Genomic DNA, 25,396 nt, shown 5'->3' on the forward strand with positions numbered 1-25,396 from the left:
AACCTGGTTCGAGCCTGCCCGCGCCAGCTCAGCCTGCTCGCAATGTTGAAATCGACATGCCCATATAGCAACGAAAAGCGGGCATCCTCGCCTCAATGCTGCGGCGGCGTGGCGGGACGTCTCTTGATTACATCAGACGCGGCCCTGTCCAACCAAGACACGGCACGGCGCACCCATGCACCGGTCTTGTCATGGTTCCACTCGAACGTGGCCACGCTTCGCGGCGGCATGGTGTAGTCGAACCGGACCTGGCCCTCGACCACCGATACAGGACGCGCATCGGTTTTGCTGTTCACCATCACCAGCACGATCGATCCGTCCGATACGTTCTGGAATGCCACATTGGCGATACCCTGATCGGCATCGGTGTCGGTGGACGCCACGCGCACGGCGCCGGGCAGCACGAATTTGCTGAAATGCGCCAGCGCGTAGTACTCGTCATTGCGACTGACTTCGCCTGTCTTCGAGTCGACCATGATCACGCCCTTGCAGGCGGCACAGCCACCGAAGTGCGGGCCGTGGTTTTCGTCAAGGGCTAGATTCCAGTACACCACACCGCTGGCCCACTGCCTGATACCCGTGACCAGCAGATTGCGCGCGAACCAGATCAGCTCGCCGTTGATGCTTGATGCCCAGTCACCGCCCGAACACTCGGTGATGTAGACGCTCTTCTGCGGATACGCGCGATGCACGCGCCCCTGTGCCGACTGACTGCCTTCGTAGCAATGCCACGCAACGCCGTCGATATAGCGGGCGGCATCGGCGTCGCCGAGCACACTCAGCGGTTGCTCGGGATGGCTCCAGTTGTGATCCCATTCCAGGATGGCGGTTTTAGGCGTGCGGCTTGCCAGCTTGGGGCCGAGGTACTGCGAGACGATACGCGCCCGCGTATCCGCAGGCATTTCCATGCCTGGGTAGGTGACCGGCACAAAGCCCGGCTCGTTCTGCAAGGTCAGCGCGAAGATGGGGATGCCGTAACCGCGATAGGCATCGAGATACTTGATGAGATAGTCCGCGTACGTACTTTCATACTGCTCAAGCAAGTCCCCGCCAATCAGATTTTGGCTGGACTTCATCCAGGCTGGCGCACTCCATGACGAGGCGATGATGCGCAATCCGGCGTTGACGGAAAGCGCCTCGCGCACCACGGGTATCACGTCGAGCAGATTGGGCGTGACGTTGAAATGCTGCAGCTCTGGATCCGTCTGGCCGAAGGGCACATCGTCCAGGGTATAGGGCTTCAACGAGAAATCCGAGGCGCCAATGGTCAGGCGCATCATGTTCAGATTGAGATTGGGCGGCGGCCCATACAGCTCGTGCAACAAATCGCTGCGCTGCGCATCGGACAGCTTGTTCTGCAGCAGCCATGCGGATGAGTCGGTCATCGCCGCGCCGAAACCGACCATGGTTTGGTATTTCTTGTCGACTTCAATGACGACATCCGCGGGCGCCGAGCCGCGGGCGCTCATGGCGATGTCGGGCTGCGGCATCAGTTTCAGCCGTCGATCGGCTGTGCTCAGCCACAGCTCGACTGTGGGCCCCATGGGCCGTGACGCAGGCGCAACGCTGGCGACGACGGAGCGATGCTCGAAACGCGGCGCGTAAAGGGCCGCGAGGGTGAGCAAGGTAAGCAACGCAATGAAGGCGAAGGCAGTTCGACCGGATTCCGACCCGTGCTCATCCATAGCGTACGCAAAGCCCATCAATCATGTAGCAGTCCACTCGTATCACGAAGTTCCTAGGCTTGCGCATCCAAACAGGCAGATTCGAGTTTCCAGGCAACGTCGTTTCCTGCGGCCTGGATGCGCCTTCCAAAACGTCTGTTTTGGGGCGTGAGGAGACACCTGCGCTCCCCGGCTCGCCCTGAGCAGACAGTTGCAGATTAGCGCATGCCTCGTTGGTCGGCTCTAGGCGTTGCCGCGGTTGACTAAAAACAACGGGAGAACAGGACTTTGCGGGCGTAGACTGCATCTACACCACGATCGGGATAGTCTCGAACGCTGGCCCATCGAATGGACCTGCCGCTATCGGTCAAGGGCACCGCTCATGCTCAAGCTACGACGATTGTCCATGCTCAACGTGCTGATCGCGATGATGAGCGTCACGGTGATCGCCGCTGTGACCTTGCTCCTCTGGCACGGCTTTGGGCCCAGGCAGCACATCGCCGCCGCCATGAAGGACGCCGATGCGCTGAAGGATGTGGTGCTGGAGGCCGCCACGGTGCATGGCGGGCTGGCGGGGATTCACTCCACTGACCTGCACTACGACTCTGCCGCCTCGATTGGCACCTATATCGCGTATGCGGAGATTGCCGACGGTGGGCTCATCACACTGCACACGCGCAATACGGGGGCGAGCCCTGACCCTATCCTGATGCTTATCCCCACGGAGCGAAACGGCAAGAAAGGCGCCGAGATCACCTGGACATGCAAGCTGGTGCTCAACAGTTACTCCCTGTCCCCACCCGATTGCCTCAATCAAGAGACCATACTGGTGAGGTCAGCGCCAACACCTGCTGCGCAGACGCCCCGCGCCAACTCGGCCTCCAGCAGCGCACTCGCACACAACGCAACGCGGCCGTGACACCGGGCGAGTGAGTTTGCCGGTGGTCGCATCAGGCAGGGCGCCGTCCGGCATTCGGCGTTTCATACCAAGCCCTGGAGCGATTCACGATACGCACCACGGACAGCATCACCGGCACTTCGACCAGCACACCAACCACCGTGGCCAATGCGGCGCCCGAGTTCAGGCCAAACAAGCTGACTGCGGCGGCCACCGCAAGCTCAAAGAAGTTGCTGGCCCCGATCAGGGCGGATGGGCCCGCTACGCAGTGCTCCACGCCCAGCCAGCGGTTCAGCAGATAAGCCAGGCCCGAGGTGAAGTAGACCTGCACCAAAATCGGCACCGCGAGCATGGCGATGATCAGCGGCTGCGCTAGGATCTGTTTTCCCTGGAATCCGAACAGCAAGGTCAGCGTGACTAACAGCGCGACCAGCGACACCGGACTCAAGCGACGCAGGCATTCAGCCAATGCTCGCTCACCTCCGCGCGCGAGGATCACACGACGCAGCAGCGTGGCCCCGATCACCGGCACCACGATGTAAAGCCCCACGGACAACATCAACGTCATCCACGGCACCGTAATCGCTGACACACCCAATAGCAGGGCCACCAGCGGTGCAAAAGCCACCACCATGATGCCGTCGTTGATGGCCACCTGACTGAGCGTGAACGTTGGCTCGCCACCGCACAGGTTGCTCCACACAAACACCATGGCCGTGCACGGCGCCGCCGCCAGCAGGATCAGGCCCGCCACGTAGCTGTCCACGTGGTCCGCCGGGAGATAAGCAGCAAAGACGTGCCGAAGGAACAACCAGGCCAGCAGCGCCATGGAGAACGGTTTCACCGCCCAGTTGATGAAAAGGGTGACGCCCATGCCTTTCCAGTGTCGGCCTATCTGACGCATAGCGCCGAGGTCGATCTTCAGCAGCATGGGCACGATCATCAGCCAGATAAGCACCGCGATCGGCAGATTGACCTTGGCGACCTCCATCGCACCCAGCACCGCAAACGGCACAGGCAACCAGTGGCCAAGCGCCGTGCCCAGCACGATGCACACCGCCACCCAAAGCATCAGCGTCCGCTCGAAAAATCCGATGGCGAGCCGCGCGACAGCGGTTTCACCCATGGACGGGGTCCTCGGACTGGATGAAGCCAATGCGATCCAACGCGGCCTTCAATGCGCCCCGATCCGCCCAGGTTTCGGCGGGCAGGGTGATAAACGCCATGAGGCGCGCCTTGATGATGGCGTGCGCGTGGGTGAATGCGGCGCGCTTGTTGGCGTCGCTACCCTCCACTGCCGCTGGGTCGGGCAAGCCCCAATGGGCACGCACAAAGTCACCGAAGAACACTGGGCAAGGTTCGGAAGCCGCGCTGTCGCACACCGTAATCACCAGATCCACCGGCGCAGCGTTCTCGCCCGAAAACTCATCCCACGACTTGCTGCGCAATCCCGCCGTGGGCATGCCCGCGGCAACCAGCGTGTCCAACGCATAAGGGTTGATGCGGCCGGTGGGCTGGCTACCGGCGCTGAATGCCTCGAACCGTGCGCCACCCCAGGCGCGCAAGGTGGCCTCGGCCAACACACTGCGGGCGGAGTTGCCCGTACAGACGAACAAGACGCGGTGAGTCACGACAACATGCTCCGTGTAGATGTCAGCAGCCATTGCCGGGCTCGCAAACGCCGCTTCCCGGTGTACACACCACGCCCGCACTGCCGGCACAGCAGTTGTCGGTGAGGTAAGCGATCAGCCCGTTCATGGCGTCGAAGGCGGCGCGATAGCAGACAAACCGTCCCTGCGGCTCAGCCGTGATCAGCCCCGCGTTCACCAGCTCTTTCAGGTGGAAAGACAGCGTGGCCCCCGGCATGTCCAGCTCATCCCCGATCTCCCCGGCCATGCGGCCCACAGGGCCGGCGACCACCAGCAAGCGGAAGATGGCCAGGCGCTTGGCGTGACCCAGGGCGGTCAAGGCAGCGATTGCGTCATTCGTTTCCATAAAACTAGAATAGTCGAAATATTGAACGACAGACAAGCCCATGACGCCGGATCTACCCCATCTCGAACTCGACCTGCTCCCGCGCCCAGACAGCCCCGGGCTCAGCGCCGGTAACGATGCCAGTCACCCGCCGCGCATCCTGATCCTTTACGGTTCGCTGCGACCCCAATCCTTCTCCCGAAAGCTGGCCCTGGAAGCCGAGCGCATCCTGCAGCACCTCGGGGCCGAGACGCGGGTGTTCGATCCCCACACGCTACCGATGCTCGACAGCGTGCCAGCCACCCATCCTGATGTGCAGCGGCTGCGCGAGTGGTCGATCTGGTCCGAAGGACAGGTGTGGGTGAGCCCCGAGCGCCACGGCACCATCACCGGCGTCTTCAAGAACCAGATCGATTGGCTACCTCTCGAAGACGGCAGCGTGCGGCCCACGCAAGGACGAACGCTGGCGGTCATGCAGGTGTGCGGCGGCTCCCAGTCGTTCAATGTCGTGAACACGTTGAGGGTGCTGGGGCGATGGATGCGCATGGTGGCCATCCCCAACCAATCCTCGGTGGCCAAGGCCTGGCAGGAGTTCGACGAACACGGGCGCATGAAACCTTCCCCGTACTACGACCGCGTGGTCGACGTCATGGAAGAACTCATGAAGTTCACCCTGATGGTGCGCGGACGCAGCGACTATCTGGTCAGTCGCTACAGCGAACGCAAAGGCGACGCCGTGCAACGCGCACTCGCTCAGGCGGCGGGTGCTGTCGAGAAGGCATGACAGCCTGATCCGAACGACGCCAACCCGAAAGCCATCGCGGTCAGCCGCCCTCCTCCGCTAGCGACGACTCGTAGCGCACCACCCGAAAACCCTCTTCGGTGACGGGCGCCACGAAGTGCCGTGTGATCTCGTCAAACTCGGCGTCGGTGGGCGCGAAAGCATGCGAGCCCTCGGCATTGCGGGCTCGCAATCGTTGCTTGCAGAGCTCGTCGGGAACATCGAGAAAGTGCAACTGATGATCAGCACCCGACCGGTCGATGATGTCCTTCATCCATCGGCGATTTCCGACCGTATTCGCGGGAAAATCGAGCACCACCGACAAGCCCGTCCGAAGCAGCGACTCGACATGCGGCCCAAGCACGCTGCGCAACTGGCCCGAGCGCCGGACGTAATCGCTCACCGTGCGGATCTCGTCGGTGTAAAGCACGGATAGCCAAGCATCCTCGCTGATCAGCACCGTGTGTGTGCGGCTGGCCAAGTGCCGGGTCAACGTGGATTTGCCCGAGGCAATCTTCCCGCACACTAGGTGCAGTGCCGAAGGATGATGGGGATCGGTTTGCATGAGGAACTCCTGTACTGCTTCGGATGCCCAGGAGTCGGATAAAAAGAACCCGCCTCGAGGGCGGGTTTCATTGGCGACTGAAGAACGCGCGCTAACCCACCGGATAAGGTGTGGCGCGAATAATCAGCGAGCATCGGGCGCATGTAGCGTTCATGTGATCGAAACTACGTGACCGGAACCGACAGGTCAACAGGTCGCCGTAGAGCGAACTACGGCGCTCCGATGAAAGACGCCAAGTCTCCCTTGATCATGCTCCGTGCCTCTTCGACGGTGAGGTTGTTGCCGACGACCGTGTCGAGATGTTCCGTGGCTTCCAGCAGCAGCGCCCGCACATCATCGGCAGAGAGCACGCCCTTCTGCAGCAGCTTTCGCACCACCGCCCTGAGGATCAGCGCATCAAGGGCCGTGTTTCCCAAACCGGGTGTGGAATCGATGGACATGACGACCTCCTGAAACTGCGTTCCCGCCGACATGAAGCTGCCGCATCACCTAAGGTGCGCTTTGAACAAGGCAAACCCTTTATCTTCCACCTGCTTCACCACCGCTGCCGTATCCAGGCCAATGAACTCATTACTGGAAGCCAGGTCAGCGCCTTGTAGAAACAGCTGCGGATCCACTAGAACCGGATCGCTCGGGACGCGCGCAAAAGCCACCGGATTCCCAGTCGCAACGGCGACGAACCACGCGGCATCGGTGCTGCTTTGATAAACATCCACAAGCATGAAACCACTCCTGTCGGTGATAACGCTTCGTCGCGCGAAGGTAGCCTTCCGGCTGATGCAAGCGCCACGACCGAGCAAACATAACCGAGCCCACGTAGTCGCCAGCGTGACGATAACCACTGCTTCTCAACGCGGATGGAGACGCCCCGAACGCATAAAGAGCGTGCGCCAGATGCCGAATCTGCGCATCCCTTGGCCGAATCCGGGCATCCGCTCGCCCAGCCGGTTTCTACACTGCCTCCCAAGCACGGTGCGAACCGCCCCGTGCCTGCTCGACACGAGCATGACAGGGGACATCGCTATGCACGCCACTTACCGGTCACGTCCGGCGCTTGGTACCACCACGGCGCCAACCGCTGGCACCCACACCAGGAAACTCGACCGCCTGGATCTGCTCGCGCGAACCATCCGCCTGAGCGACCGCAGTGTCACCATGGCGCTGTCCGGGCAGAACGGTAGCGATCGCAGCCGCTCGACCTGGAATGAGCTCTTCGATCAAGCGGAGAACCTGGGCCGGCAATGGGCGGACACCGATCCGATCGATGCGCAGCGCCTGCAACTATCGCTGCTGGCGAGTCTGCCTGTCATCGCCGAGCGCTTCGAGCGCGGATACGCCGAAATGGCCTGCGCGCATAGCCAAAGCGTGGATGGATACCCGGCGCGGCGCGATAAAGTGCACACGTCCATCCCCTCCTCCGGCATGTGCGACGCCTGCGACACCAATGTTTCGATCCTTTGGGACGATCTCGCGGCCGACCAATCCATCGTTGCTTGCCCTTGCTGCGGTCAGCACTGGGATCCGTAGCGCCCCGTCGAAGCCGACACGTCCAATGTCTGCGTTGAGTCGGGTGCCACCAAGGATCGACCGCGAACATCCACTGCCTACTGCAGATCATCGCCCAGGGAGCGCTTACCCGCTCCAGAGAAAGCGCGCGGACTTGATGATTCCGCCTTCATTCCGAAGAGCAGACGCAACAGCGCAAACCTTCTTACACATCCCTCGTAGAGGGCAAAGCATGCGCTCATGCTGAGAACCAGGATGACGGCATACTTTGTCCACGGCGTCCACGGGCGCTGGATGATGTAGTACCCGATCACAACGATGACCGTCTGATGCAGGATGTAAAAGGGATAGCTGGCCTCTCGCGCCCAGATGAGCAACGGGTTGACGAAGGACAGGTAACGATAGCCGTAACCCAGAAATACCATCACCCAAAGCCACGTGAAGATATTCGCACCCAGCCCATCGGCCACCGATCCGTGATCGATGACACCGGCCTTGAACAGCGATATCAGCAGAATGAACGACGCCACCCCGCCCACCAGTGACCATCGACGAACGTCGGACAGCCACTTCCATATCCCTGGCATGGATGCCATGAGGTATCCATAAACCGTCAGCAGCAAGTAGTGATTGAAGATGTACCAATCGCTGACGAGATTGTGTGATTCTGGAAACAGCGATTTCAGAAGAACTTCGTTGATGCCCAGGGGAATGCCCAGCAGATACAGCCATGCACCCGGCGCTACGCGCTGCGCGCCTTGCTTCCACCAAAGCATCAGGGGGAGAAGCAATAGAACGTACACGTAGAGATACAGAATGAACCACAAGTGATGCCAGCTGAAATCACCCTTTGGGTAGGGAACGAACTGCAGCACTCGCGTGGCGTAGAACGCCAGATAGCCTCCGGTCCATTGCCCGTCGAGCAGCCGTTCGCAGTAGATCTGCGGCGGAACGATCAGGAATATGCCGGCCAAGAGAGGCAGCAGAAGTTTGATCGTCCGTTCCTTCACGAACATCCCTGTACTGCGACGCTGCAACGCAAACCACATGCCTGCGCCAGCAATGACGAATAGCAGCGGCATGCGCAGGCGGTGCGCAATGTCCATGGGCCACTGAAGGGATGGGATGGTCTGGTCGTTGACGATATGCCAACCCCAGCCGACAAAGATCATCCCCGTATGGAAGAAGAAGAGCACAAAGATGGCAATGACTCGCAACCAATCCAGAAAGTCATAGCGCTCTTTCAGTTCATCGGTAGCACGCATGTTTCAGGTTCCCTGTTTCGGCGACAAGCAGGAGCCTGATCCATCAGCTATGGAGTAGCAGCAGATTTGGGGTAAGCGGGGACGCCAGCGTGGTGTGCTGGATACTAACGACCCATGCGGGCGAAGAGTGCGTCGCGATACCGACGACTTAGCCGTAGAACACGGCCGCTGTGCAGATGGACTTCGTAGTCCCCCTTGAAGAGTGGGGTGAGCGATCCGATGCAAGCGAGGTTGACCGCTGTAGAGCGGTGTATACGAATGAAGCGCTGCTCGCCGAGCTGGGACAACAGATCCTGCAGTGTCCTGCGTAACAGGTAGCTGCGCCCGGCGGCGTGCACATGGACATAGTTGTCATCGGCCTCGAGCCATTCGACGGCCGCCGCATCGATCAACTGCAGTCGTTCGCGATCCGGCACGAGAAGCCGCTCGCAGGAAGCTACCCGTGCGCGCCCCATCGCTACCGCTGCGGCTCCGGGCTCACGGGAGTTCAGCCGTAGTCGAACACGCTGCACGGCACGGGCGAAGCGGTCACCATCGTAAGGCTTGAGTAGGTAGTCGATCGCATTGAGGTCGAATGCCTTCACGGCGTGTTCGTCATAAGCGGTGACGAAGACGATTACCGGTGCGACCGATGGCTCAAGCTGCGCCGCCACTTGCAGGCCAGAAAGTGCCGGCATCTGTATATCGAGAAAGGCCACGTCCGGCCGGCACTCTTCGATGCATTGCGCTGCAGACAAGCCGTCCTCGACCGATCCAACCACGGTCATATCTGGCTGCTCCGCCAGCCAGTGTTCGAGCTTCTCGCGGGCGGGTGCCTCATCGTCGGCGATCACGACGCGAATCATGAAGCGGTACCGACCAGCGGAATCAGAACGCGCGCAGCGACGCCATCGCCCTCGTTACCTACTCGCAGCGATGCAGCGTTGCCGTAGATAATGTTCAACCGTTCCCGGCAACTGCGAAACCCCAAACCTTCGCGATGCTCTGCCTCCAGCATGGAACCGGAGTTGCTTACGACGATTTCCAACGAGTCGCTATCGCGTCGTACGCTGATGTGGATACGTACGCGCGCCACGGTCCGCTCGACACCATGCTTGAAGACATTTTCAAGCAGGGGTTGCAGCAATAGCGCAGGAACAGGGGTATCGAGGAGCGCTTGATCGGTCTGCCAATTCAGGGTGACACGATCCCGGAAGCGCTCGTTCATGATATCCCCGTACAACGCCAGGGTACGGATTTCTTCGGCGAGCGGTGTCATCTCGCTCTCGGTGGACCGAAGGCTGATGCGCAGCAGATCACCGAGCGCTGCAACCAGACGATCAGCCCGTGCGACGTCGGTATGCATCAAGGCAGAGACGGTGTTGAGTGCATTGAACAAAAAATGCGGCCGTAGCTGGGCCTGCAGGTGTGCCAGTTGCGCCTCCGCCAACGCTTTCTGCATCTGCAACAAGCGCCGACGCTGGAGTTGCCACTGCCCATAGGAATCGATGCCAAACAGGATGCCGAGCCACAACCCCGTGAAAATCGTCAGCTTGACGCTCTCGTACATAACGACGAAGCCCCAGCCCGGATGCACATAGGCACGGCCGACGGCGGCGTAGACGCCATGACGTATCGGGTAAACCATCGCAAGCCACGTCAAGATGACCAGCGGCTGCCAACGCAGGTAGCGACCAAACCAGATCAAGGGCCTGTCCAGGTACGGCGCATATTGCTCACGAAACCGAACGGCAAGCCACATCCACCCTGTTGCGATCAGCGCCGAACTGCCCTCCCACAGCACAGGCTCCCACCAACGGATGAGCGGGCTATGGAGCGTATCCTGGAGCGACACGCTGATCATGAGCAGCCAGAATGCCACCCATAACGTAGCCAACGTTTTCGGAGAAAACGGTGTGCCCTGCTCGCCGAGGGTGGCTGTCGGAGGTAGGCGAAATAGCTCGTTCATAAAATCGAGTGTAGCCGCCTCCATGGCGACCAACGTCGTCTATGTGGCGAGCGGGACCGGTGAGGGGTGAAGCGGACAACGGTGGAACATGGACAGAGGAAATAAATGGCTTCAACAGCTCATTGACAGGGTCACCGGCACTCGATCAAAGGCGGGCATATTCCTCTCAAGGTTGCTCCTTAGCGACAGACATCTCCTCGGCCTTGGCTGCCGCGGCATTCGCCATCAGCCCGCTCCGGCAAGCCAGAAACCATAGGGCACCCAACGGCAACGACAGTCCAATGATGATCGGACCATATGGGCTGCTAAAGCTCGAGGACCCAAACAGCTGGACCGACAGCAACTGAAAATCGAAGGCCCCGCTAGTCCAGTTGAAACGCAAGGTCGTAACGCCGAACAAGGTACTAAGCGCCCACAGCCATTTGCGGTGTGTAATCGGCGTTCGAAGACAAAGCACGAAAGCGTAGACACTCAGCAATGGAATGGCGATGCAGGCCAGCAACGTGATCCAGTGCGCTACGCCCTTGCCACTGAGGGTGAAGGCGTTCTGTGCCTCCAAGGACTTCTCCATTCGCTGCACATGCACGCCCTCAACGCGTACGGCATCACCTTCTCCGGCTAGAACCACGTTGCCCAGCACCCATCCATCGGCAAACTCATACTCATAGGTGAGGTTGTAGCGACTGATCCCGTTGCCCGTCACCGTGTTGGTGCCGACCAACTTCGCTGAACGAGGGGCTCCAGCAGGGAAATAGCCGGCGACTTCCTTCAACTTCGCGTCGATGTCCGGATTCTGCAGGAGCTTATCGTCGAGCTTGCTCTTGACCGCCTCCAGATCACCCTGCCGCACTTGTTCGAGCACGGATTTCGCGACCTCCGCGGCAGGGTGAGGCGTGAACTTGTCAACGAGCGCCTGCTGACTGCAGGCAGCCATCAGCATGCACGTACACACCACGATGTAGCGGAAGAGCGAAGTCATGTTTTCCCCTGTGAAGAGCCTGCGTAACAGGCTGCTCAGTATCAGTCACCCAATACTGATACACCATTGGCCGACTTCTGAACTATCCCGATACGGACGGAGCGCACTATAAGACGCGTTGAGGGAAGCAGGAAGCGATGGCGGCCGGTCTGTGCAGGCGCGACACCGTCAGCGGCCCCGCCTCACCGCCCGATATTTGCCTGCACTCGAACCGATCAGATCGGGTCGTCGATCGACTTGGCAAGTCCAGTGAAAAGTTTTGGACCGGCCTCGGTCATGTGCCAGCAGTCTTCCAGACGGATGCCGAATTCGCCGGGAATGTAGAGCCCCGGCTCGTCGGAAAAACACATGCCGGCGGCCAGCGGCGTGGCGTCGCCATGGACGAGATAGGGCGGCTCGTGGCCGTCCAGGCCGATGCCATGGCCGGTACGGTGGGGAAGACCGGGCAGGTGGTAACCGGGGCCCCAGCCTTCCTTTTCGTAGTAGGCGCGCACGGCATCGTCGATGGCACCCACCGGAGTGCCCAGCTTGGCGGTGCTCAACGCGATCTCCTGGCCTCGCTTGACGGTGTCCCAGACCTTTCGCTGTTTCGCGGTTGGCTGACCCATCACCCAGCTGCGCGAGATGTCCGATTGATAGCCATGCACGGTGCAGCCTACGTCCATCAGGATGACCGAACCATCGTGCAGGGTCTGCGGTTGGTGTGAGCCGTGCGGATAAGCGCTGGCCTCGTTGATCAACACGAGGGCGAACTCCGGCGAGCCGCCCAATGCCTCGGTGGCGGCGTTCATCATGACGGCAATCTCGTCGGGACGCATACCGGGGCGGACGTTGCCATGGACGTAGCGCAGCGCCGCCAGGGTGACGTTGTTGGCGGTTTGCATGAGCGCGAGTTCGGCCGGGGATTTGATCAGCCGGACGGCTTTTACCAGAGCGTCGCCCGAAACCACTTGGTAGGCGCCGGCGCTTGCATCGCGCACTCCATCGACGATGAACAGGCGCGTGGTTGCTTCGAAAGCGATCGAACCAGAGGTCACGCCGCGATCGCGCAGCGCGCCAACGATGCGGGCGAACGGGCTTTCATGCTCATTCCAAGGCCGCACATCGCCGGCCACCGCCAGGGTCTCGCGGATCGAGGGCTCTTCAAAGGCTGGAGTCACGATGACGATGTCACCCCGGGCCGGGATAACGGCGGCCGTCGTACGCTCCGAGCGATGCCACTGAACGCCCGTGAAGTAGTCCAGGCTTGAGCCCGACTCCAAGATCAAGGCACCGATCTTCTGATCCACCATCAGCCGTTGAAGTTTGGCGATCCGTGCGAGGCGCTCCTCCACCGAAATCGGCTTGGCGCCGGTGGTCATGGAAGCCAGTCCGGCCAACCCATTGGGCGCAGCAGGCGTAGCAGGCGCGGCCTGCGCCGACCGACCGGTCAGCATAAGGGCAGTGGACGCTGCGGCAGTGGCGGCTACAGCCCCCGTGAGAAAGTCGCGACGACGCATGGAGACTCCTGACCGATGCTGAGGGTGCGTCGCAGTATGAGGTGGGAGTCGGCGGCGCGGCTACTGCCTGGCTTGATGTCCAATCGCACTTGCGCCATCACCACGACCCAGCAGCGTCCGGGTAAGCGGTTCCGCCGTCACCGTTCGACGGCTTGGACACGACGTTCGCGCAGATAAGCGCCAACAAGCCCTTTGAGTTCCCGCCGCACCTCGGACACTCCGAGCTCGCCGCGCGATGCGGCTGCATGGACGGCGCCTTCGATGGCCGAAGCGAGGACCTTGGCGGCCATGACATCGCCGGGCCCAGGGGAGCATTGGGTGTCTGGCAGAACCAACGTTTGATAGCGACGAAGATATTCCACTTCGAACACGCTATCGCTTTCGCGTATGGCGAGCGGAACTTCGTCGAGCAGGACACGATGCAGCCGTTGATTGACCGAATGAACTTCGATGACGCCGTCAATCACCTGGTCGACTCGCGCAGCGAGCGGAGTGGCGAGGTCGAGCGTGTCGGGATCTGGCAGTGCGGCAAGTACTGCGTCGAGATGACGTGTGCGGACGGAGTCGACCAGCGCCAGCTTGTCAGGAAAGTACTGATACAACGATCCGATGCTTGCTCCGGCGGCCAGCGCCACTTCGTTTGTGGTGAATTTCGCCCAGCCGCGCGTGGCCAGAACGTGAGCCGCCGCCTCGACGATGGCATCGACGGTGGCGCGCGAACGTTGCTGCCGCGGGATTCGGCGGGCGGACTGGGTGGTAGCGGAAAAGCGAGTAGCCATAACGGTGTATCCGCGGAAAAATTTCGACTTCACTTCGCAGGTTAGGACATGGCGCAACCGCCATCACCCAACCACAGGAATCAAGCATGCACCCACGCCCTTGTGTTTCACGCCAAGTTGCACTCGCCGCCCATCCGGGGAACAAGCTTCAATCGACGGATTTCACGATCACCGAGGTGCCGTTGCCACCCTTGGCACCTGGCCAAGTACTGCTACGCAACCGGTGGTTTCGAGTCTCGGTATCGACTCGCCTGATGGCGAGCCGCGACGCGAAGGACATCAAGGGTATTCCATTTCCGCCGCTCAAGCCGGGAGATGCCCTTTCCGACGGAGCTATCGGCGAGGTCATCGCCACAACGCCGGAATCACAGCTACAGGTTGGTGACATCGTCTTACATCCGCTGGGTTGGCGCGATTATGCAATCGCCGACGCCCATCAATGCAAAGTACTGCAGCGCGAATCCATCGAACCTGCCGCGTATCTCGGTCATGGCTGGACAGCCTACGCTGCGTTGACACGCGGGATACGCATCAAGCGTGGAGACATCGTTTTCGTATCCAGTGGTGCCGGCGCCATCGGTTCCATGGCGGCACAGATAGCGCGCAATCTTGGTGCGTTCCGCGTGATCGGTAGCACGGGAAGCACCGACAAGGCCGATTGGATGAGGCGCGATCTCGGCTATGACGCGGTCATTGTCCGGAACGACGGTCCCTTTATCGAGCAACTGGCCAAAGCGGCACCTCATGGCATCGACGTGTGCGTCGATATGGTGGGCGGTGAGCAATTGAGTGCTGCGGTCTCGTGCGCACGAGAAGACGCGCGCTTCGTGATCCTGGGTGCCCTTGTCGCCGAGTTGAATGCAGAACGCTCCACATCGGTCGCGCCAGCCGACATCGATACATTCCGGTTACCCATCATGGGAATCACACTGCGTGGCTATAGCGCAGGAGAACCCAGTTCCGATGCATTCGACGAATGGATACGCCGCCTGGACGAATGGCAGCAGGAAGGCACGATTTGCCTGCCAAGCACGACGTTCAACGGTCTCGACAAAGCACCCGAAGCCCTGCAGCAGGCCTGTGAGGGCCGGCTCAAAGGCGTGGTGCTGGTCGAGCTGTAGCACCCATCGATGATCCATGAGTCGCAACATGCCTAGTGATGTTTCCGGAGAAGTCATGACAAGTACGAACGTGGCGATTGTCTTTCACAGCCGATCACGACAGTTTGTGCGGGGTCGCGCTGCGTCGGCTGCCATGACGCTTTGAGCGCATGGCGTTAGGTACGCTCGCCGGCCTAAGTCGCAGCCGAAAGCAGAAGTACCCTGGCCGTCCAAACAAAGCACTATGGCCTCCATCGCCAGAACCATAGTCCCTGCTCGCGGTCTTCCGGACCTATTCGGAAATCCTCCTCGCCGGAGGACAGTGCAATGGTCGCCTCGCAGAGTTTGATGCGCCGGGGCTCCCCTATTGTCAGGGATGCCACATCCGGCAAAGCCGCGAATCGCCACTCAGTCGAAGAGGCGACATGAGCCAAGCGAAGCTTTGCGAGCACTTCAGTACCCGAGAACATCCTTCCGGGAGCGGTCAGCAGCGCCGAGGAAGGAGCCGCCAGGGAAACCGTTCGATAAGGTGCCAAAGACTTCCCTGCCAGCGCATCAAGTAGCGCAAGCAGTGATAGGCAACCAGCGGCGTCAGCGCTTGTATGCCAGCCCTGGTAGGAGCGATTCGCTCCAATGTATCGCCACATGGATAGACGTCCATGCTGGCGCCAATGCGACGATCCGTGAGTTGCCACTCCCCCTCCTTGGACTTACTGAAGTCCATATGCGCCGAAGCGGACGCGCTCGCAGTAAACGAAAGTTCTTGCCGTCAGCGTCACGCAAGACAGCGAAATCAACCGCCTATCTAACGTAATAAATTTCTCTAAAAGTAATTTTTTACGGTCTATGCCGAAAGCGATAGATTTCACGATTTGCTCGCATTTTCCTCCCTATAAATCGACTCGCAGCAGGGGGTTGGAAGGTGCCGCGGCCGCGGTATTCGAGCTTTTTCCCTATGACTCGTCCATGCGTCACTGGCACCTGGAAGGTGCCGGCGCAGGGGAGATGCGTGTCCGCATGGTCGGTCATTCGCTGCATCGCACGTCGGATTCATAACCACATTACTGGGGAGTTATTGCTTATGAGTAAGGCAGTAAAGGGCACGTCGCGTGCCCTCGCACAGGGGTATCTGGCCACCATGTTGGCTGTTGCGCTGGGCTTGCCGGGCGCGCTGATGGCCGCACCCGCCTCCGATGCCAGCACCACGGCATGGGCCATGACGCGTACCCATGCACCGTATACCGGTGACGCTACCTTCAGCGGCTATGCCGCCGATCAGGAGGCGGTATCGATCACCGTCAGCCTGAAGCTGCGCAACGAAGATGTGCTGGACAGCTACCTCAAGGAGCTATTCCATCCTGGCAGCCCGTCCTTTCACCAGTTCCTCAATAGTCAGAACAGCACCGAGCTGTTCGCGCCGACCCAGCAGCAAGCCCAGCAGGTCGCCGATTACCTGACCAAGCAAGGCTTCACCAACGTCCAGATTGCACCGAACCGTCTGCTGGTCACCGCAGACGGCAGCGTGGGAACGGCCCGCAATGCCTTCCGCACCTCCATCGGCCACTTCAGCCGTCACGGCCGCGACGGCATCGCCAATACCAGCGGCGTGGAAGTGCCGGCGGCATTGAGCTCGGTGGTTGATCAGGTGCTGGGTTTCAACACGCTGCATCAGGCTCGCGTGTTCTCACTGCCCGCCTCGCAGATCAAGCCCGCGTACACGGTGGTGTCGGTCACCGGCAATTCGCAGGCTCATGCTTACTACCCGCAGGAGTTCGCCACGGTCTATGACGCCGGCAGCGCAAGCACGGCGAGCCATACCACGGTGGCCGTCCTCGGTTGGGGCAGCATGACCAACGCACAGACCGACCTGAGCAAGTTCGAGAGCGGCCAAGGCATCACCGCCGTTCCCACCGCCATCGTCTCCACCACGACCAAGAGCAGCACGGACGATAGCGGACAGGGCGAATGGGGCATGGACGCACAGGCCATCGTCGGCGTGGCCGGCAGTGTGCAGAAGCTGGTGTTCTACACCGATGGCGGAACCTACAGTTCGCGCACCGGCTCCAGCGGCGCCAGCAACAGCGGTCTGCTGCAGGTGATCAACAAGGTGGTCAGCGACAACACCGCCAAGGTGGCCAACATGTCCTGGGGCCTGCCGGAATGCGATGGCTCGCCGGGCTTTGCGGACTCCGCCTTCAAGCTTGGTGTAACGCAGGGACAGACGTTCTCGGCAGCCACCGGTGACAATGGTTCCTACCCGTGCCCGTTGAACGGTACGGCGCCGCAGAACGGTGCCTACGGCAGCACCACCACGCTGTCAGTCAACTATCCGGCCAGCTCGCCGTATGTCGTGGCCGTGGGCGGCACCACGCTCAACACCACCAGTGCGGACAGCTACGTCTCCGAAGCATCCTGGCCTTACAGCGGCGGCGGCGTGAGCAGTTCCGAACCTACGCCCAGCTGGCAGTCGAGCAGCTATGCCTATCGCAGCGTGCCTGACGTGGCCTTCAATGCGGACTGGACCAACTCGCCAATCATTGTGTACTTCACGGCGAGCTCCACCTCGGGCATTTCGCAATCGGGCTACTACACCAACGGCGGCACCAGCCTGGCTTCACCGTTGTTCGTGGGTGTATGGGCACGCCTGGAATCCGCGAACAACAACGGCATGGGCTTCGCCGCACCGGCACTGTACGCCTACGCCAGCCAATTCCCTTTCCATGACGTGAGCACGGGCAACAACGGCTACTACTCAGCCGTCGCGGGCCGTGACAACGCCACGGGTTGGGCAGCATCGACATCCAAGCGGCCAGCACCTTCATCGGTGCCACACCTGGCTTCATCAGCACGACCAATCAGTAAGCAGCACCGAAGCAACGAGTGGCGGCCACTGGCCGCCACTCGTTGAACAGCTTCGCAAACGACTGACCATCAGCCCCCGGTTTGGCCGGACCGGCCGACTGCCTGAGGTGGTGGCATCGACGTGGCGCCTGCAGGGGGTGTTGCAGCTCCCGATTTGCCTGCCCCGGCCGGAGATTCCTTCGGCGTATGGCTGGAGTCGCCACTACCCGCCGTGGATTGTCCGCGCGAGTACACGATGGCTTTATTCCCTTCGCACTGCCCCACTACTTTGCCTTCGCCCTTATCTGCCTGATCAGCAGCCACTACATCCAAACTGTAGTTGCTCACACCGTTCGCTTTGATCTTCGCGTCGATGTCGGATTTCACCGTTTCGCATGAGGCATGGGCGAACAACGGCAACGCCATCAACGTCAACGCAGCGATAAACGTACGAGACTTCATAACTCCTCCTTGTGGGCCAGTTTCAAAAGCGAATGCCCGCTCCTGGTCGGAAGCGGGCCTTCTTTCTGCGACGTCTCTAGAAGAGAGCCGATCTGTGCGAAGCGCTCTTTCGCCAAAGCCCTGTCAACGCCCCTATGACGGCGCAAGAACAACCCAAAAAGCAGCCCGTGTAACCCCAGAAGGAGCCCAACTCAACTGCACTGTAAGGTTCGGAGGAGAGACCTTTCCACGCAAAGTAAACTCCTAAAAAGATACCCAGCGCGGCAAAGGTCAAACCGAAGATGTAGCCGAGTACGTATTTCATAATTCCTCCGTGAACTACGACAAGCCAACACTACTTGAACGGAACGTCCGCTCCGGGTCGAAAGCGGACATGGCGTCACCCCGCTCACGCGGTTCATCGTGAGCCACCACATCAATTGACGGGCTGCGGCTCCAAGGCCGTTGGAACATTGCGAATCAGACGCGTGGCGATCTTGTAAGGTTGAGTCACGAAGTAGACGCCAATTCCAATCTGCAGCGCATCCAGGCCAGCGGATACTTTGCCTTGAACACCGAGCCACGCAAATGCCGACTGGCCGGTTTCCGGCGAGAGGGCGACAGCTTTGAGCCATAGAGCCAAGAGGGGGATGGTCGCTTCCTTCAGCCACCACAAGCCCATGAGTACACACCCAACCGCGACCAGATCGGAGGCGGAGATCCCTGCCTCCTCAATCTTGGGCATGCCGAAGGTAAGTACGCGTGACAAAGGTCCGCTTAGTCCCCAGACGATGACCGCGATGCCAATGAGAGCACCGACGATCCACATGCCAAGCCACGGTGAATCCCCCTAAGTTGGAAACCATCTTCCGTACGGCAACTAACAGACCAAATGCCTGAAACGCGCCAACGCACAACCAAATCGCGAACAACCGGAAACCAACTGCGACCAACTGCCTTGCGATCATGTTTCCCCTGGGGAGCATCTAATGAAGCTGTTTTTAACCCGCAGCCTGCATGTCCGCCTCGGGTCGGAAGCGGACATTCCCAAAAGCCGTTACTGCCAGTAGCTCTTGTCTCGCCTGAGTGTCTCGTTAGCTCCGGCCGCCGACTTGATGACGAGCGAGGTAGCTTTCAGCTCACCATCAAATTTCATTCCGCCATACGCGCCCCCGAGCGGTAAAGTGAACGAGATTTGCGAATTTTCTACAGCCAACGGGACTATCGCTGTATAGGGCGCGCTGCCCTCGGCGATTTGGACAAAAGCCGTGTACCCAGCCTCGCTTGGAATCACTAGCAGCTCCATTCCAAGCAGGTCGCCGCCTTCTTGGTTGTAGCGAAGATTGCTATAGACCCCGGTGACCTTAGGCTTGGACGTTTGCCCGAAAGTGGGACCAACGGTCAGCGAAAGCACCAAGAGAGCCCAGAACCAGTAACGCATGGAATCTCCTTAACTGGTGATCGAACTGTCTGCTGTGGGTCGGTAGCGGACCTTACGATTCGGTCTTCGATCCGAACGCGGCCGTGTCCCTTCTTGGGCTTCGTTAGTGCAGGGCCGGCCCGCCATCGCTTCCTTGCATCTCCGCCTGAAAGCGCCGGTAGCTCAGCACCGCAGCCACGTCCAGCATGCCAAGTCAGCGTGGAGCCGTCGGCCACATAGGCTCGGTGTCCAAGCCCAGGGCCAGCAGAATGTCGCGGTGCATACAGCGCACATCTTGCCAGTCGAACGTATCACTGCTGAGCGACAGTTGGCGCCACCGACTTTTCCGAACGAGCAGTGACACCGTGCCCTTGTATTGGACGAGGCCAAGCTGGGCGATGTCCTCCAACACGATGACACGTTGGCCCACAAGCCAACTACGTACAAATGTTCGGTGATCAATAACAACGCGGACCGTGGCCACATACGCCAGACCGGTGATGGCGACCACGGCACCTGAAGCGAAGAGGCCAGCCAGCAGCGGATGATGGTTGCCCAGACCCCGCCATGCCCCCCCACAGTGCAACACCACCGCAGACCAGGAGCGCCAAAGTGTTCAGCAGGCGCGATTGGGGGCGCGGGCTGTAGTGTTTGCTCCCCGTGCCAAGGGTGGCTTGGGAACCGTTGATGCCTCCAGAAGAAAGTGCTCCCCTTCCGTTCATCGCTTCCGCAAATTCGTCCGGTGTTTTCAAGCTCATCTCCTCCTCGGGATGATCTGCACTGCTTGCTGCGAACATGGATTAACGCCGCGGCACGCACAATTGGACCGTCGCGCACAGTTCACTGGAGAGCTTCAGGTCCGCTCCGGGTCGGGAGCGGACGTAGCGGCATGATCGTTTCACTGCGGGAAAGTATTCTCAACGCTTCCCAGAAGACAGCCTAAGAATCGACCGTCCTCGGCACCCTCCACCACTATGAATCTCACGCCGCCAGCCGAATGGATGTACCAAACGGCGACTGCAACATTCTCGCAGTCCCTGAGGTTATCCACCAATAAGGCCAGGTCGTCTTTTGCCGGCTGGCCCTGCGCCTGAGCCAATCTCAGCCTGATTTCGTAAGTACCAATTAATCGACCCACCATGAGCTGCCGCTCATCCTTTCGGACTGATGCTCCGGCATCGATTGCAGCCATCAACTCGGCCTTGTGCGGAAAGGGTTGGTCAGAAGTTAGGCACTGCGGTATATCCGACATCCACCCTCCGATTGCCAAATGGAACTGTCCGCACCGGGTCGAAAGCGGACATCACCACCCTTCCCCGCAGGCTGTAATTATTGCGTAGATCTACCGGCTCCGACGCCGTAGTTCCACCGAAGCATCTTCTTCAACGGCTGTGATGTGATACCAGAGTGTGAGGCGCCTGGCCCGGCCTTGCGGAATGCACCGGCATTGGAGACGTCCATGAAACCGACCATGTTGGCCACTGCTCTGGCAGTGACGCTTGTGTGTGGCATGCCAGCTTCCTATGCCCGCACTGCTTCGGCCAGTCCGGCCACATCGCCATCGCAGGAAGATCTACAACAGCGAAGCGTCGAACGAAGCGCTGTCGAGGCTGTTGTGTGGGGAATGCCTGCCGTCAATTTCCAATTGATGCTGGACGCATTCATCGCCATGGGTGGTGCGCCTAATCAGGTCATCTACTGGTCACGACCGGTGAACTGGAGAAACCAGACACTGACACCGAACCCCGAGACCATCTATTTCACCCCGTTCTACGACACCACGAATGGGCCGGTCGTTCTCGACGTTCCCGCTGCCGGCAACGATGACTCCATCACCGGCAGCATCGACGACGGCTGGCAAAACGCCATCGCGGATGTCGGGCCAGCCGGCACAGACAAAGGTAAGGGCGGTAGTTATCTGATACTCCCGCCGAATTACAAGCACACGGTTCCCGAGGGATATATCGCGCTACGCTCGAGCACTTTCCGTGGATTTGCTCTTCTAAGGTCGAACGTGAAGAGCGGCGGCGACAAAGACATTGCCGATGCGGTGGCTTACGGTCGACGCATCAAGCTGTACCCCCTTTCCACGGGTGCGAGTGGCGCGCCCGAGACACGCTTCGTCGATGCATACGACAAGCCATATGACGCCACCATTCCCTACGACGGCCATTACTTCGACGCATTGAATCGTTTTGTGCAGGCCGAGCCTTGGCTGGAACGCGACCGCGTCATGATCGACACGCTTGGCAGCCTTGGCATCGTGAAAGGACAGCCCGTGCATCTGGAAGAGGCCAACAAGGCGACAGTGGAAAGAGGCGCCAAGGAAGCTCATGCATTGATCCGTCTGTGGACTGACGAAGCGCTAGCCAAGTCGCCCTTTTATGACGGTGCCCACTGGGCGTTACCTGTCACAGCGGAAACCATCAAGGGCATGTCCGACAACTTTCCCGACACGAATAGCTACCCGGTGGACAATCGCGCGGTGATGTACTCGCTTGGCTATTTCTCCGCCAAGCAGCTCGGCGCGGGGCAGTTCTATCTGATGGTGACGCGCGACAGCCAAGGCAACGCGCTCGACGGCAACAGGACGTATCGACTTCACGTGCCCGCCAATCCGCCGGTGAAGCTCTATTGGTCGGTCACCGCCTACGACGCCGAGACGCACGCACTGATACGCGACACCTCATGGTCGAGTCGTGGATCGAACACACCGGGGCTGAAGAAGAACCCTGATGGCAGCGTAGACATTGTCTTTGGCCCCAAGGCGCCTGCCGGGCAGGAAGTGAACTGGATGCCAACCAGCCCCCACGGTCGTTTCGAACTGCTATTCAGGCTCTATGGCCCTGAAAAAGCGTTTTTCGACAAGGCGTGGAAGCTGCCGGATCTGGAGCTGCAGAGGTAGGCGGTCCCCGTGGCTGGTAGTCGGCTCACCACTGCTCCCTTATGGAAGTGAGGGAAACTGCATGGCGAACGCACAAATGGCACACGATGAAGCTGCGAGGCAATGGTCCTAAGCGAATGACCCCTTGCCACTGATCGCGAGATCTCTTCGCGCTCGACCAGTGTCAACGCGCGGACGAAACGGCAGCGTGGCACACGCCGAATGCCGCCGATCCGGTAACCGGACGAACTTTGGCGAAACCTCAGTTCGACTTTACGTAGAACACATAGGTTGCCGTATAGGGAACACCCACTTTGGTGCCTGCCCGGGTCGGTGGCTTCGCGGGCGCGATACCGCCACTCGTTGAGATACGTTGAACGTAAACGACCTTGCTCAAGATGCCCGGAGCGGGATCAGCTGCGACCTTGATGAGTAGCCACGGTATATCGGCACCGGCTTGTTTCGCAGGCACGGTCACCACCGGCGCGGACGTATCGCGCGTGACCTTGCTGCCATCAGCGGCCTCCCATGAAGGGCCGGCATAGTGATGGATCACTTCATCGCGCGCGCTCAGCTCAGCCAGCGGCGCCTCGAAGGTCCATGTCGGTGCCGAACCAGCCGCGGCTGTGCTCGTATAGATCTGAACTCCGGTGGCCTTTGCCGAGAAGGCAGCGGTGTAGCCGTTGGGCGGCTGCAGTGCGGCCGGCACCGCTTCTTCCGCCCGAGAGGCTTGTGCGCCTGCCGCCAGCAACACGACGGCGGCGGCTATTCCACGTATGGCTTTTACGGTCATGAACCTGTCCTCGCTAAAACCACGCATTGCCCAGTGGAGTCATCGCATCCGCTGTGGATCGAAAGCGGAGGCCCCCTTGTGGCGCTCGGTTAATGATGCACCGCCCACGCCTTGGCAAGCACCCCCTACGGCACCCTTGCTGAAATTATTGTTTTACGATAATTTATTTCTGCGCCATAGTGGTGCCAGCCGAGCAAGAACCATGACTCAAAGTCCGGTGCGATCCCGTGGCGCAGAACCCGTGGATGCCACTACAGGCATTCGACCCGATGCTCGGCTTATCCAGCGCGGCAAGTTCATTGCCGGCGCGGCGGCTGTTTGCCTGGTACTCGTTCTGCTGATCGATATCGCAGCCATAGCAGTGGTCACGCTCCGCATGGGTGATCTGGCGGGCCTGACCAAGGGCGGGTTTTCCTTTGTGCTCAACCCTTGGATGAAAGAAGCATTGCCGACCACGTTCGTGCCAATCACTCATTTCGCGGTCTGGCAATCCTGCCTGGCGGCGGTGCTGTTGGCGATCCGGCTTGCCCCAGGGCTGGTAGCGCTCTGGCATTTTTTCAGCTTGTTTCGCATGTATGGCAAAGGGCTTGTCTTCACCGAACGCAACGCCGGGCATGTCCGAGGCATGGCTTGGGCGTTGCTCGCCTACGCTGTTGCTCCATTGCTCACTCACGCCACTTTGTACGTGGCCGGCATGAGCGCGGTGGCTTTCAAGTTTGAGATCCGGCAGATCGACGCACTGGTGACCGGCATCGTCCTTTTCGCACTGAGCTACGTCGTTTCCTTTGGTTGCGACATCGATCGCGAGCGCGAAGGTTTCATTTGATGGCCATCGTCGTGCGTCTCGATGTGATGCTAGCCAAGCGGAAAATTCGCTCGAACGAATTGGCGAGCGCCGTGGGTATCACCGAAGCCAATCTGTCCTTGCTGAAATCGGGAAAGGTCAAAGGCATCCGCTTCGCGACGCTAGAGGCCATCTGCCGTTATCTCTCCTGCCAGCCGGGAGATCTGCTCGAGTTTCAACCTGACGAAGACGAGTCCGCGTAGCGGAATCCACGCGCCCTCCCTAGCTCATCTGCCCCTGTGGAGAATGATATGCACCGTATCTTGGTGACGGCAGCGTGTTGCTCGCTGCTTTCCTTGACTGCTCTTGCCGCCGTGCCGCTGACACCGGGCGGCAATGGGCACTTGCTCGTGCCCGCTTTTATCGATGGAAAGGGACCTTACCCCGTTATTCTGGATACGGGCGCCGATATCTCCGGTGTGTACGCCTGGTTTGCCAAACAACAACATCTGACGCCAGGCCCGTCGGAGGTCATCGACGGGATGACCGGCTCGGCAAGCATCCCGACCTATGCCCTGAAACGCATTGAGGTCGACGGGCGCGCGCTGGTGAATGTCACGGTGGACAGCTACCCCGATCGCCACGATGTCGAACGCCAAGTAGGCGTTGTTGGCAATGATTTGATGGATGGGAGCGTCGCCGTTTTCGATTTCCCATGCAGCCAGGTGCATATCTGGCCCAAGCCCGTGGACATGGCGACCTTGCTTTCACCCAAGGCCCGCATGCTGCAAGCTGGTGTGGTCAAGAACGGTACGCAGCTGACTTTTGATGTCACGGTTCATGGCGTACACGGCGTTGCCGTACTTGATACGGGTTCTCGCGACACGCGAATCAACAGCCTTTTCGTTCGCGCTGCAGGTCTAGACCCCGCCTCGTCGACGTTCCACGATAGCGAAACAATCTACGGCGCAAATTCCAAAGGGATGCCATCCCGCAAGGGGCCGATTGGAACCGTGGGTTTCGCCGGCCTCGAAGCATCCAACGTACAGGCGCGCGTGATGGATCTGCCTGTGTTCAACACATTTGGCATAGGTAACGGGCCGGCCATGATCTTCGGCCTGGACATCATGCAAGGCTACCGATTGGTCTACGACCACGACGCCAAGCAATTCTGGTTTGATGAGTCGACGTGCACACCGGAGCACGTGACCAGCCGCTAGCGTGCCAGGTCCCTATCCACTGGCAAGGCCGGCGATAAGCCAGCCTTGCCACGAC

General features: G+C 60.1%; 28 protein-coding genes and 1 pseudogene. 9 read left to right on the plus strand and 20 right to left on the minus strand.

Features of this window, described 5'->3' with window-relative positions:
- Positions 1-92: 92 nt before the first annotated feature.
- Positions 93-1,685, minus strand: a complete 1,593-nt coding sequence (locus tag DYST_RS12920; RefSeq protein ID WP_102301550.1) for a glycoside hydrolase family 30 protein — start codon at positions 1,683-1,685, stop codon at positions 93-95.
- A gap of 361 nt (positions 1,686-2,046) precedes the next feature.
- On the opposite strand from DYST_RS12920, the gene DYST_RS12925 reads away from it, so the two are divergent.
- Entirely contained in the window at positions 2,047-2,583 is a 537-nt protein-coding gene (locus DYST_RS12925) for a hypothetical protein (protein ID WP_239946033.1), read from the plus strand.
- Positions 2,584-2,614: 31 nt separating this feature from the next.
- On the opposite strand, the gene arsB is transcribed toward DYST_RS12925, so the two are convergent.
- Genes arsB through DYST_RS12940 form a run of 3 tightly spaced genes read right to left on the minus strand, consistent with a single transcriptional unit; the run spans position 2,615 to position 4,557 of the window.
- Positions 2,615-3,688 (minus strand): ACR3 family arsenite efflux transporter, encoded by a 1,074-nt coding sequence (arsB, locus tag DYST_RS12930; RefSeq protein ID WP_239946034.1) that lies wholly within the window; start codon positions 3,686-3,688, stop codon positions 2,615-2,617.
- Positions 3,681-4,193, minus strand: coding sequence for an arsenate reductase ArsC (locus DYST_RS12935; RefSeq protein WP_239946039.1), 513 nt, complete (start codon positions 4,191-4,193; stop codon positions 3,681-3,683). Before DYST_RS12935 ends, arsB begins: the two co-directional genes overlap by 8 nt.
- A gap of 22 nt (positions 4,194-4,215) precedes the next feature.
- The gene (locus DYST_RS12940; RefSeq protein ID WP_239952111.1) at positions 4,216-4,557 is read right to left on the minus strand and encodes an ArsR/SmtB family transcription factor; all 342 of its coding nucleotides are present in this window, start codon (positions 4,555-4,557) and stop codon (positions 4,216-4,218) included.
- A 40-nt stretch (positions 4,558-4,597) separates the two neighbouring features.
- Here DYST_RS12940 and arsH point away from each other — a divergent pair, with 40 nt between their 5' ends.
- Positions 4,598-5,320, plus strand: coding sequence for an arsenical resistance protein ArsH (gene arsH / locus DYST_RS12945; RefSeq protein ID WP_239946042.1), 723 nt, complete (start codon positions 4,598-4,600; stop codon positions 5,318-5,320).
- Between the two features lie 40 nt (positions 5,321-5,360).
- Here the strand turns inward: arsH and DYST_RS12950 are convergent, their stop codons facing one another.
- The 3 genes from DYST_RS12950 to DYST_RS12960 form a co-directional block, all read right to left on the minus strand.
- On the minus strand, positions 5,361-5,882 hold the full coding sequence (locus DYST_RS12950; RefSeq protein ID WP_239946043.1) for an AAA family ATPase: 522 nt from the start codon (positions 5,880-5,882) through the stop codon (positions 5,361-5,363).
- Between the two features lie 209 nt (positions 5,883-6,091).
- On the minus strand, positions 6,092-6,322 hold the full coding sequence (locus DYST_RS12955; RefSeq protein ID WP_102301552.1) for a hypothetical protein: 231 nt from the start codon (positions 6,320-6,322) through the stop codon (positions 6,092-6,094).
- A 45-nt stretch (positions 6,323-6,367) separates the two neighbouring features.
- Positions 6,368-6,604: a hypothetical protein gene (locus DYST_RS12960; protein WP_239946045.1), complete on the minus strand. Its 237-nt coding sequence runs from the start codon at positions 6,602-6,604 to the stop codon at positions 6,368-6,370.
- A gap of 301 nt (positions 6,605-6,905) precedes the next feature.
- Here DYST_RS12960 and DYST_RS12965 point away from each other — a divergent pair, with 301 nt between their 5' ends.
- Entirely contained in the window at positions 6,906-7,409 is a 504-nt protein-coding gene (locus DYST_RS12965; RefSeq protein ID WP_239946046.1) for a hypothetical protein, read from the plus strand.
- A gap of 77 nt (positions 7,410-7,486) precedes the next feature.
- Here the strand turns inward: DYST_RS12965 and DYST_RS12970 are convergent, their stop codons facing one another.
- From DYST_RS12970 to DYST_RS12995, 6 genes are all read right to left on the minus strand, one after another.
- A complete protein-coding gene (locus DYST_RS12970; RefSeq protein ID WP_239946048.1) occupies positions 7,487-8,653 on the minus strand; it encodes an acyltransferase family protein in 1,167 nt (388 codons plus the stop codon).
- A 104-nt stretch (positions 8,654-8,757) separates the two neighbouring features.
- Positions 8,758-9,486, minus strand: coding sequence for a LytR/AlgR family response regulator transcription factor (locus tag DYST_RS12975; protein WP_239946049.1), 729 nt, complete (start codon positions 9,484-9,486; stop codon positions 8,758-8,760).
- Positions 9,487-9,494: 8 nt separating this feature from the next.
- Positions 9,495-10,625 (minus strand): sensor histidine kinase, encoded by a 1,131-nt coding sequence (locus DYST_RS12980; RefSeq protein WP_239946050.1) that lies wholly within the window; start codon positions 10,623-10,625, stop codon positions 9,495-9,497.
- Between the two features lie 142 nt (positions 10,626-10,767).
- On the minus strand, positions 10,768-11,580 hold the full coding sequence (locus tag DYST_RS12985; protein WP_239946052.1) for a hypothetical protein: 813 nt from the start codon (positions 11,578-11,580) through the stop codon (positions 10,768-10,770).
- 215 nt (positions 11,581-11,795) lie between these two features.
- Positions 11,796-13,079 carry a M24 family metallopeptidase gene (locus DYST_RS12990; RefSeq protein WP_239946054.1) on the minus strand — a complete coding sequence of 428 codons (1,284 nt, stop codon included), beginning with the start codon at positions 13,077-13,079 and terminating at the stop codon, positions 11,796-11,798.
- A gap of 137 nt (positions 13,080-13,216) precedes the next feature.
- Positions 13,217-13,915: a TetR/AcrR family transcriptional regulator gene (locus DYST_RS12995; protein ID WP_239946055.1), complete on the minus strand. Its 699-nt coding sequence runs from the start codon at positions 13,913-13,915 to the stop codon at positions 13,217-13,219.
- Positions 13,916-13,944: 29 nt separating this feature from the next.
- On the opposite strand from DYST_RS12995, the gene DYST_RS13000 reads away from it, so the two are divergent.
- Positions 13,945-14,979 (plus strand): MDR family NADP-dependent oxidoreductase, encoded by a 1,035-nt coding sequence (locus tag DYST_RS13000; RefSeq protein ID WP_239946057.1) that lies wholly within the window; start codon positions 13,945-13,947, stop codon positions 14,977-14,979.
- A gap of 1,060 nt (positions 14,980-16,039) precedes the next feature.
- Entirely contained in the window at positions 16,040-17,866 is a 1,827-nt protein-coding gene (locus DYST_RS13005; protein WP_239946059.1) for a S53 family peptidase, read from the plus strand.
- 23 nt (positions 17,867-17,889) lie between these two features.
- Here DYST_RS13005 and DYST_RS13010 read toward each other — a convergent pair whose 3' ends face one another.
- The 5 genes from DYST_RS13010 to DYST_RS13030 all read right to left on the minus strand — a co-directional run bounded on the left by DYST_RS13010 (position 17,890) and on the right by DYST_RS13030 (position 20,912).
- On the minus strand, positions 17,890-18,261 hold the full coding sequence (locus DYST_RS13010; protein WP_102301508.1) for a DUF1161 domain-containing protein: 372 nt from the start codon (positions 18,259-18,261) through the stop codon (positions 17,890-17,892).
- 415 nt (positions 18,262-18,676) lie between these two features.
- The gene (locus DYST_RS13015) at positions 18,677-19,069 is read right to left on the minus strand and encodes a hypothetical protein (protein ID WP_239946060.1); all 393 of its coding nucleotides are present in this window, start codon (positions 19,067-19,069) and stop codon (positions 18,677-18,679) included.
- A gap of 228 nt (positions 19,070-19,297) precedes the next feature.
- The gene (locus DYST_RS13020) at positions 19,298-19,681 is read right to left on the minus strand and encodes a hypothetical protein (RefSeq protein ID WP_239946062.1); all 384 of its coding nucleotides are present in this window, start codon (positions 19,679-19,681) and stop codon (positions 19,298-19,300) included.
- Positions 19,682-19,874: 193 nt separating this feature from the next.
- Positions 19,875-20,171, minus strand: a complete 297-nt coding sequence (locus DYST_RS13025; RefSeq protein WP_239946063.1) for a hypothetical protein — start codon at positions 20,169-20,171, stop codon at positions 19,875-19,877.
- Between the two features lie 387 nt (positions 20,172-20,558).
- Positions 20,559-20,912, minus strand: coding sequence for a hypothetical protein (locus tag DYST_RS13030; protein WP_239946065.1), 354 nt, complete (start codon positions 20,910-20,912; stop codon positions 20,559-20,561).
- A 207-nt stretch (positions 20,913-21,119) separates the two neighbouring features.
- Here DYST_RS13030 and DYST_RS13035 point away from each other — a divergent pair, with 207 nt between their 5' ends.
- Entirely contained in the window at positions 21,120-22,565 is a 1,446-nt protein-coding gene (locus tag DYST_RS13035; protein WP_239946066.1) for a DUF1254 domain-containing protein, read from the plus strand.
- A gap of 83 nt (positions 22,566-22,648) precedes the next feature.
- On the opposite strand, the pseudogene DYST_RS24335 reads toward DYST_RS13035, so the two are convergent.
- Both DYST_RS24335 and DYST_RS13045 read right to left on the minus strand, forming a co-directional pair.
- Positions 22,649-22,801: pseudogene (locus DYST_RS24335) on the minus strand (helix-turn-helix domain-containing protein); the annotation flags it as partial.
- A gap of 5 nt (positions 22,802-22,806) precedes the next feature.
- Entirely contained in the window at positions 22,807-23,337 is a 531-nt protein-coding gene (locus DYST_RS13045) for a DUF3455 domain-containing protein (protein WP_239946069.1), read from the minus strand.
- On the opposite strand from DYST_RS13045, the gene DYST_RS13050 reads away from it, so the two are divergent.
- The 3 genes from DYST_RS13050 (at position 23,336) to DYST_RS13060 (ending at position 25,341) form a co-directional block, all read left to right on the plus strand.
- Positions 23,336-24,163, plus strand: a complete 828-nt coding sequence (locus DYST_RS13050; protein ID WP_239946072.1) for a DUF2975 domain-containing protein — start codon at positions 23,336-23,338, stop codon at positions 24,161-24,163. The two genes, DYST_RS13045 and DYST_RS13050, sit on opposite strands and share 2 nt — an antisense overlap.
- Positions 24,163-24,384 carry a helix-turn-helix domain-containing protein gene (locus tag DYST_RS13055; RefSeq protein ID WP_102302820.1) on the plus strand — a complete coding sequence of 74 codons (222 nt, stop codon included), beginning with the start codon at positions 24,163-24,165 and terminating at the stop codon, positions 24,382-24,384. Before DYST_RS13050 ends, DYST_RS13055 begins: the two co-directional genes overlap by 1 nt.
- 93 nt (positions 24,385-24,477) lie before the next feature.
- A complete protein-coding gene (locus DYST_RS13060) occupies positions 24,478-25,341 on the plus strand; it encodes a pepsin/retropepsin-like aspartic protease family protein (protein WP_239946073.1) in 864 nt (287 codons plus the stop codon).
- The last annotated feature ends 55 nt before the right edge of the window (positions 25,342-25,396 follow it).

This window comes from Dyella terrae (assembly GCF_022394535.1).
In the GTDB taxonomy this organism is placed as follows: Bacteria; Pseudomonadota; Gammaproteobacteria; order Xanthomonadales; family Rhodanobacteraceae; genus Dyella.